6 protein-coding genes and 3 pseudogenes are annotated in these 7,987 nt (G+C 58.9%); 6 read left to right on the top strand and 3 right to left on the bottom strand.

The window, feature by feature from the left end; genetic code table 11:
- From MRBLMC3_RS13350 to MRBLMC3_RS13335, 4 genes and pseudogenes are all read left to right on the top strand, one after another.
- On the top strand, positions 1-185 hold a 185-nt coding region (locus MRBLMC3_RS13350; protein ID WP_363829552.1), incomplete at its 5' end, for a hypothetical protein.
- Between the two features lie 119 nt (positions 186-304).
- Positions 305-543: pseudogene (locus tag MRBLMC3_RS13345) on the top strand (integrase core domain-containing protein); the annotation flags it as partial.
- A gap of 443 nt (positions 544-986) precedes the next feature.
- On the top strand, positions 987-2,627 hold the full coding sequence (locus MRBLMC3_RS13340; RefSeq protein ID WP_363829550.1) for a hypothetical protein: 1,641 nt from the start codon (positions 987-989) through the stop codon (positions 2,625-2,627).
- Positions 2,628-2,668: 41 nt separating this feature from the next.
- On the top strand, positions 2,669-3,784 hold the full coding sequence (locus MRBLMC3_RS13335; RefSeq protein WP_363829548.1) for a glycosyltransferase family 4 protein: 1,116 nt from the start codon (positions 2,669-2,671) through the stop codon (positions 3,782-3,784).
- Between the two features lie 37 nt (positions 3,785-3,821).
- Here the strand turns inward: MRBLMC3_RS13335 and MRBLMC3_RS13330 are convergent, their stop codons facing one another.
- The 3 genes from MRBLMC3_RS13330 to MRBLMC3_RS13320 form a co-directional block, all read right to left on the bottom strand.
- A complete protein-coding gene (locus tag MRBLMC3_RS13330) occupies positions 3,822-4,565 on the bottom strand; it encodes a class I SAM-dependent methyltransferase (RefSeq protein ID WP_363829545.1) in 744 nt (247 codons plus the stop codon).
- Between the two features lie 167 nt (positions 4,566-4,732).
- Positions 4,733-5,158 carry a GtrA family protein gene (locus MRBLMC3_RS13325; protein WP_363829543.1) on the bottom strand — a complete coding sequence of 142 codons (426 nt, stop codon included), beginning with the start codon at positions 5,156-5,158 and terminating at the stop codon, positions 4,733-4,735.
- Entirely contained in the window at positions 5,155-6,393 is a 1,239-nt protein-coding gene (locus MRBLMC3_RS13320; protein WP_363829541.1) for a glycosyltransferase family 2 protein, read from the bottom strand. Before MRBLMC3_RS13320 ends, MRBLMC3_RS13325 begins: the two co-directional genes overlap by 4 nt.
- Positions 6,394-6,870: 477 nt before the next feature.
- On the opposite strand from MRBLMC3_RS13320, the pseudogene MRBLMC3_RS13315 reads away from it, so the two are divergent.
- Positions 6,871-7,765, top strand: a pseudogene (locus MRBLMC3_RS13315) (IS3 family transposase); the annotation flags it as partial.
- 94 nt (positions 7,766-7,859) lie between these two features.
- Positions 7,860-7,987, top strand: a pseudogene (locus MRBLMC3_RS13310) (IS3 family transposase); the annotation flags it as partial.

Raw genomic sequence — 7,987 nt, 5'->3', positions numbered from 1 at the left:
GGCGGACAGGCTCCAGACCAACTCCAGTGCGGGTGTCCAGTGCGCTCGTAAGGCTGTGGGCTTCCATACCGCCCACCGTCTGCCCCAATCACCACATCGTGCAAGGTGGGTGGGAAACACCGCTTACGCTCCACCCGTACAAGCGCTCCGCCATCACCGCGACCGCTCATACGAGGCTCGTTTGACTGCTCGATGTCCATGCTCACACCTCCTCAAAGGCCGCGAGCTTTCCTATTCCGGTGCCGGCAACAAGGCCGCCTTCCGTCGGCGCTTGCCCTTCACCAGCGTACTGCTGCGTTAGAAAATCGCCATCAGCATGGACGGCAGGGGGGGGCGTGGCGCGACAATGTCGTCGAGCGCCTCTGGCGCTCGGTCAAATACGAGGAGGTTTACCTGCGCGCATACAGCGTCGTCAGCGAGGCTTGGGCCTCGATCGGTCGCTATTTGGCATTCTACAACGGGAGGAGGCCGCATTCGAGCCTTGGTGCCCGGACCCCGGACCAGGCATATTTTGACAACCTGCCACTGGCGATGGCAGCATGAAATTGGCCGCCGATATGGGGTGTCACTCAGGTCGGGCTATGCCCTCCCTGCATCACGCCCCATATCGGCAGCTCGATGATGAAACCGGCAGACGATCCACTTATCCAATGCCGATCCCTGTTCAGACCAACCCGGCCACCTCTCTCCTTGTGGGAAGGAGCTTCGTTTGGGACAAGGTACCAGATTAGCGGATGACCAGGCGCACCCCGGAACAGGGGAAATGACGTTGCTGGTGAATCTAGCGGATTGGCATGCAATCTTGTTAATACTTGATAAACCATACTGATCTAAGTTGATATTGGAAGACCGGTGTTACGTCCGACGGACGGAATGCGGCATGGCAAGGAGAGGGTATGAGGGCGTTTTGGCCCCGATTCGGCCTCGAAACAACTGGAACGGAGGCAGCGGCAATACCGGGTCTATCGACCCTAGCCTGGCGCAGCATGGGGTTGATCGCTGCCTTGAGTGCACTGTCGGTTCTCGCTAACTTCGATATTGCCGGAATGCTGTTAGGCCGACAGGATTTTCCGCTACTTGGCCTTGAGTTGATCCTTGTCGCTCTAGTGATTTTCCGCCCATTAGCCCCGGCACGGCCGGTCGTGTTCGGGAACCGCACGCTCATTCTGACAGCCTTTATCTTAGTGGCCGTATGCTGGTGGGGACACCGTGCAGTCCTGTTCGGTTTCGACCACACACGCGACGAACAGATGGCGGTGTTCGATTCGATCGTTTTCGCGCACGGTCGGCTGGTTTGGCCGCTGCCATCGGCCTGGCAAGAACACGCTGATGCGCTGAACGTGCGCTTCATGCTTCCGGTCGCCCGACCGGAAGCATGGATATCGGCCTATCTTCCCGGCAATGCCATGTTGCGGGCAGTAGTGGGCATGTTTGCAGATCCCGCGTTGACTGGTCCGCTGCTGAGCGTATTTGCGCTGTACGCAGTATGGAGGTGCGCGCGACTGCTGTGGCCTGATGATCGCGAGGCCGCTTCGATTGCCGTACTCACGCTCGCGCTATCAGGCCAAGTCGTGCTGACAGGGATGACCGCTTTCGCCATGCCTGCGCACCTGGCCGCCAACCTCCTATGGCTATGGCTCTTCCTCAAGCGTAGGCGCGCCACCGATCTAGCGGCGCTGACGGTAGGCTTGCTCGCCACGGGTCTACACCAGCCGCTCCTTCACCCGATGTTTGTGGCACCGTTTTTCTTGCTCATGCTGGCCGAAAAGCAGTGGGCACGATTGGCGTTGTTCACGATCGGTTATTGCGGGATTATGGCATTCTGGATGGTCTGGCCTCACCTGATGATCGCACTCGTTGCCGGACCGCATTCGGTTGTCGCCTCGGGCACGGGCTATACGGACCGGCTTAGGGACATGCTGGCTGGCAACTATCGGGCGATTCCGGTAATGGCGGCAAACTTGCTGCGCTTCGTGACCTGGCAGTGGTTGGGCTTCCTACCGCTGCTTCTCGCCGGTTTTGCAGTGACCCGGCACGACCGCATGGCGCAGACGCTTGCTGGCGGTATGTTGCTGACTGTCGCTGTGATGACTGTTATCCTCGCGTCCCAAGGCTATGGCTTCGGCTACCGCTACCTGCACGGGTTGCTTGGCAACGCCGCGCTGCTAAGCGGTTATGGCTGGCGCGCGCTTGTCGGTGAGCGTGATCGCCTGCGTCGCTTCGTATGGCGCGCGGCTACCCTCTCACTGTTAGTGCAACTGCCCGCGCAGATGTACCTAGCCCACCGACAGTACGGTGCCTATGCAGGAGCGGATGCGAGGCTGGCCGCCAGCGGCACTGACTATGTACTGATCGACCAGCGCCACGCGCCTTTCCTCGGTGACCTTGCGCTTAACCGACCAGACCTTTCCAACCGGCCGATCCGCCTAATCGCATCCTCGTTCGGCGACGTTGAACGAATCGCCCGTTTTGTGTGCACCAACCATGCGAGCGTCGCTGTACCGCATGGCGGTATTTATACCGATGTGCATCGCCTCTATCGCGTTGACCCCGGCCCGATGAGTGCGCTGGACCAGCGCAGTCGCGCTGTGTTTGTTGCTGCCGGATGTCGGGTTACCGCACTATGACTGCCACGTGCGCCAGCACAACAAGCCCAAAGCGCATTTGCGTGGTCTACGACTGCTTGTATCCTTGGACCGTGGGCGGCGCCGAGCGATGGTATCGCGCGCTGGCCGAACGTTTTGCCGCGAAGGGTCACGAAGTTACCTACCTCACCCTACGCCAGTGGAATCCGGAAAATGCTCCGACCATAGCGGGAGTCACGGTTGTCCCTGTCGGTCCAGCCTTGCCGCTCTATGTGGGTGAACGACGCCGAATCTGGCCGCCAGTGCGTTTTGGCATCGGCGTCTTCGTGCATTTTGTGCGCAAGGGGCGTCACTACGATCATGTGCACACGGCAAGCTTCCCGTTTTTCTCTCTCCTTGCGCTCGGTATGGCGCGGTGGTGGTGTCGCTTCAGCCTCGATGTCGACTGGTTCGAGGTGTGGACGGACAGCTACTGGCGCGAATACCTGGGCCGGTTAGGCGTGATCGGCGCAAAGGTGCAGGCGCTTTGTGCGAAGATTCCGCAGAAGGCCTTCGTACTCAGTCGCCTTCACGGCGACCGGCTCGCCGGACTTGGGCAGCCGTCCGTCCATTTGACTGGTGCATATGCCGGTGGGCTGAAGCCGTCACGCGCACTAGGCAGCGTCCCGACACTGCTCTATGCAGGGCGGCTGGTTGCACCCAAGCGCGTGGACCTCCTGCTTGATGCTTTTGCCCTCGTTCACGAAAACCACCCCGATATACGCTTGAACATCCTTGGCGATGGACCGGAGCGCGATGCGCTGACCATACAGGCCCACACACTTGGGCTAGAGAAAGTGGTCACCTTCGCAGGGTTCGTATCCGAAGCCGAACTCGACCGTGCGATGGGAGAAGCGCTCGCCATTGTTCAACCGTCCGAACGCGAAGGTTACGGTCTAGTCGTGGTGGAAGCTTCGGCCCGCTCGGTTCCCACAGTGGTCGTCGCGGCGCCTGACAACGCTGCGGTTGAACTTGTTAGCCCCCGCGAAAATGGTCTTGTTGCCAGGTCCGACCCAGCATCGCTGGCAGAAACGCTGCTGGCGATGATCGATGATCCCGCCGGCTGGCGGCAAAGGACCGGCGACTGGTATGCCCGCAATCGCGAGCGGCTCTCGCTTGACTACTCGCTCGAAGTGGTCGAGCGATCCGTTGATTCTTGAGGCCAGTCGCATGAGGCTCCGGCGGGAGCGTGGAATCTTATTGAGCGTTCGCTTTGGCCGGTTTGCGTACCACGATTCGTAGTGCACTCGGGCGGCGCGTCAGTTTTTCGGCAAGCCACTGTACCGGGCGAAACAGCAGGCCGATGGCAAAGAATGCTGCCCCTGGCTTGAACCCGAGGCGGTTGGCAAGGCTGAATGCTATGGTTGGACCGCAGATGTTCTGCTGGTCCACAATTTCCAGACCGTGCCGCGTAAGCAGTGTAGCAAGGCTACGCCGGCTGAAATGCACCCGGTGAAAGGGTGCATACCAGTTCGCACAGGCTGTTCCGAACCATGGCGTCCAGACGCAGTCTATGTTAGGCACCTCGAGGATAGCGGTTCCGCCAGGCCGGAGCAGATCGATCATCTTGTCAAGGAGGCGCCCCGGATTGTCATCGTGCTCAAGGACGTGAAAGCACACCAAAAGATCAATTGTTCCTGTCAGACTTGATGCCTTTTCGAACGGTAAGTAGTCTGCCCCCTCCATCGGTCCGGGCGGATCTGAAAAGAAATCGAGCGCGAATACTCTTGCATCACTTTTTATGGCGGCCAGACTGCGAGCAAGCATGCCGGAGCCGGTCCCGAAATCGACGATTACCATCGGCGGAACTTGGGTAAAAGCCACCAGTCGGCGCGCCAGTCGCAAAAATGCAAATGCCTTGATTTGCGTGACCCATGAGGGATCGCGGGCTAGGAAATCTTCACTCTCGCGGCCTGCGTAAAGAACTGACACGTCGTCCATTGCTGGGCGAGTCACGCCGTGCCCACACATGCTGCACTGCCATATCTCTACAATTGGCGAGGCTGGATGGCCCGTATCTATAATGATCCGAGGCGTCGCGCCGTATGTACACACCTGGCGCGGTCCGTGGCAGACCTGCTGCGTTGAAGAAGTTGGAATAGCCCCGCTCATCGGAACAACGCACCTGCTGGTTGCTTCGACCCGCCAAAACTCACGAAACGCATCGCTATGAAGTTTACGGGCGCGATTAGCGCAGCCGAAGCATAGACCGCGATCCAATAGACGATACCTTGTTGCACCAGAACTACGCTAATCACCATCGACAGCAGGAGGCTTGCAAATGAGATCGCGAAATAACGCAGGAATTGCCACTTCCATCGGCCATGCCTAACATGGAATGTCCAACTGCGATTGGTAATGAAGCCGAAGATGTTAACTAAGAAGAAGCAGATCGTGAACGAGACGAGATATGGCTGACCGAACAATTCAGTAAGCATCACGATGATCGCGGTATTAAGCGCCGCTGACACAGCGCCGACAGTGAGGAACCTGCCAACCTCCCGCAAGCAGATCCCGAAGAGTTCGATCCTCACACTCGCGTACCCATAGCACGACCAAAGTGAGTATCATGGTCGGTGATGATCGCTAGCATGAAGCCCCCCAGCGCTGTTTGCAGGCCGATCGCCGCACAATCGCCTGCCACTACAAGCGGAAGCACCGAAGGCAGTGCGACAAAGCCGCTCTCTGACCAGCGCCAACCGATTGCAGCGAGCCCTATGATGCCGATCCCGATCAGCCCCAGACCCGATACCAGCGCGTGCTCCAGCGTCAGCACGCGGGCATTGCGCGCGATCCACGGGCGCAGCGAACGGTAGCCGCGTTGTACACCGTGAATGTGCGTGGCAAAGGCCATGATCCCGGCAAAATGTCCGGTCGTCAGCAGGAAACCGCCAGCGATGGTCCAGCTTGTCCCGAATGGTCCGGTTCCGGCGGCAAGGCCGATCTGGAAGGCAAAGGCCGTTGCGAGAATGACCAGGCCAGCCAACATCGCCATCAGCGCTGGCACCCCGAACACCCAAGTAGGGCTCAGCATCAGCAGATAGCGCAAGTGGCGCCAGCCATCTCGCCACGGTCGCAGGTGAGGAGGGCGATTACGCAAGTCTGGTGAGAGCGTCGCTGGTACTTCCGCGATCCGCAAGCGCTTGAGGCTAGCCTTTATAACCATCTCGCTCGCGAATTCCATCCCTCTTGAGGTCAGCCCGCAGGTTTCGAACGCCTCGCGCGTGATGGCACGCAGTCCACAATGAGCATCACCAATTTCCGAACGGAAGAACAGATTCAGCGCCCCGGTTAGTGCAGGGTTGCCAATGTAGCGATTCTTCCACGGCATCGCGCCTCGGGCGATCCCACCCTTGAAGCGCGATCCAATGCACAGGTCGGCACCTTCGAGCAGTCGACCAACCATTTCCACACTATCAGTGAAATCGTAACTGCCATCAGCATCGCCCATCACTAGTATGTTGCCACGGGCCTGACTGAACCCCCCGATGATCGCCGCGCCATAGCCGCGTTCGGTTACATCTACGACCCGTGCCCCGAGCGAGTGGGCAAGCGGTTGGCTGCCATCGGTCGAACCGTTATCGGCAATCACTACCTCGCCTGAAAGGCCGTAGCGCTCGAGGATCAACAGCAGCGCGTCCTGCGCGTTGGTAATGCAATGTGGAAGGCTGCCGATTTCGTTGAGGCAGGGCATGACGATTGAGACAGCGATTTCGTCCTTGTCGTCCTCAGGCAACACCATGTTTTGCGCTGTTTGATAAACCGTCATACTAGCCCCCTGCGGCTCACGATGTGATCGCGTTCTTACGCGAGCGGGATCATTTTTGCATATCGTCGGCTAAAATTTCGTTTCTTTATTATCTGCGATCTTCGATCCATCATGCAAGGTCGGTTAATGCATTAAAAAATAAGGAAATTCGCACGTCAGCTACACAGTCATTTTATTGATTTATCGTTTTCTTTCAAAAACATCATATGGGCATTCGCCATTTGCACGCATCTTTTTTGATGCACTGCCTCTGTTGTCATGCCGCAGCCAACGGTTGAATAGCCCCTAGGTTCAGAACCTATTAAATTGCTTGCGGTGTTGAGGTTTAGTTGATTCAATGGCGGCGCGAGGAGGCGTCGCCATGAGTGATCTGGTCTGGCTGTCCGAGGCGCAGATTGACCCTGTCCCGGAAAATGCCTCCAGCGGGAATGAGAGGAATCTGGCAAAATCGAAGCTGATTGGAGCTGGAGATTTTGCATGAAGAAGTCGAAGTTCACGGGCGAGCAGATTGCGTTTGCGCTGCGCCAGGCGGAGGTCGGTACGCCGGTTGCCGAGGTGTGCCGGAAGATGGGCGTGTCGGAGGCGACCTACTACCGCTGGAAGCAGCTATACGGCGGCTTGGGACCATCGGAGTTGCGCAAGATGCGGCAGCTCGAGGAGGAGAACCAGAAGCTGAAGCGGCTCGTGGCCGATCTGTCGCTGGACAAGGCCATGCTGCAGGAGGTTCTGGCAAAAAAAGTGTAGCGCCTGGCCGGCTTCGCGAGATCGTCCATTGGGTGCAGGATCGTATCGGGTGAGCGAGCGGCGCAGTTGCGCTGTTCTCCGGTTCGATCGCAAGACGCACCGCTATCGGTCGGTCCGAAGCGACCAGGCGCCGCTCAGGAACAGGATCAAGGAGATCGCGGCGACGCGCGTACGCTATGGCTATCGCCGCATCCATGTGCTGCTTCGGCGCGAAGGCTGGCCGGTCAATGTTAAGCGAGTGCATCGCCTTTATCGCTTGGAAGGCCTGAATTTGCGGGCAAAACGCCCCCGCCGGCATGTCATGGCCGCGCGGCGGGTGGAACGGCCGCTACCCTCGCGCATGAACGAGATCTGGGCGATGGACTTCGTGTCCGATGCTCTTTTCGACGGCAAGCGGTTCCGCGCCCTGACCGTCGTCGATGCCTACACCCGCGAGTGCCTGGCGATCCACGTCGATCAGGGGATCAAAGGCGAACAGGTGGTCGATGTCATGGATCGCTTGCTGTTCGAGCGTAGCGGCCCACCCGCGAAGATCAGGGTGGACAATGGCCCGGAATTTATCTCCCGGGCGCTCGATCACTGGGCCTACATCAACCGCGTCACGCTGGACTTCAGCAGGCCTGGAAAGGCGCTCGCAATCGACAAGGGGCACGATATCCGCGGCCTCCCCAAAGTCAGGACCAAAAGACGGCAGGTGAATGCGCCTGCCTTCGAGGTCCGGTCTGAGCGAGCGCGGCTATCGTTCCTGGCGTTCGCGTCCGATCAGCCATCGGGAGCGGACGGACATGAGGGTGCTGGCCCATATCCGGGAACAATATAGCCTGAGCCTTGGCAGCTACGGCCGTCCGAG

Origin of the sequence: Sphingobium sp. LMC3-1-1.1 (assembly GCF_040676285.1) — a bacterium.
Taxonomy (GTDB): domain Bacteria; phylum Pseudomonadota; class Alphaproteobacteria; order Sphingomonadales; family Sphingomonadaceae; genus Sphingobium.
The sequence above is the reverse complement of the archived record's forward strand: the minus strand, read 5'-3'. Positions and strand labels throughout refer to the sequence as shown.

Excerpts from the sequence above, each read along its gene's own strand:
- MRBLMC3_RS13340 (WP_363829550.1), top strand. The coding sequence starts at position 987 with ATGGGGTTGATCGCTGCCTTGAGTGCACTGTCGGTTCTCGCTAACTTC.
- MRBLMC3_RS13330 (WP_363829545.1), bottom strand. The coding sequence starts at position 4,565 with ATGGACGACGTGTCAGTTCTTTACGCAGGCCGCGAGAGTGAAGATTTC.
- MRBLMC3_RS13320 (WP_363829541.1), bottom strand. The coding sequence starts at position 6,393 with ATGACGGTTTATCAAACAGCGCAAAACATGGTGTTGCCTGAGGACGAC.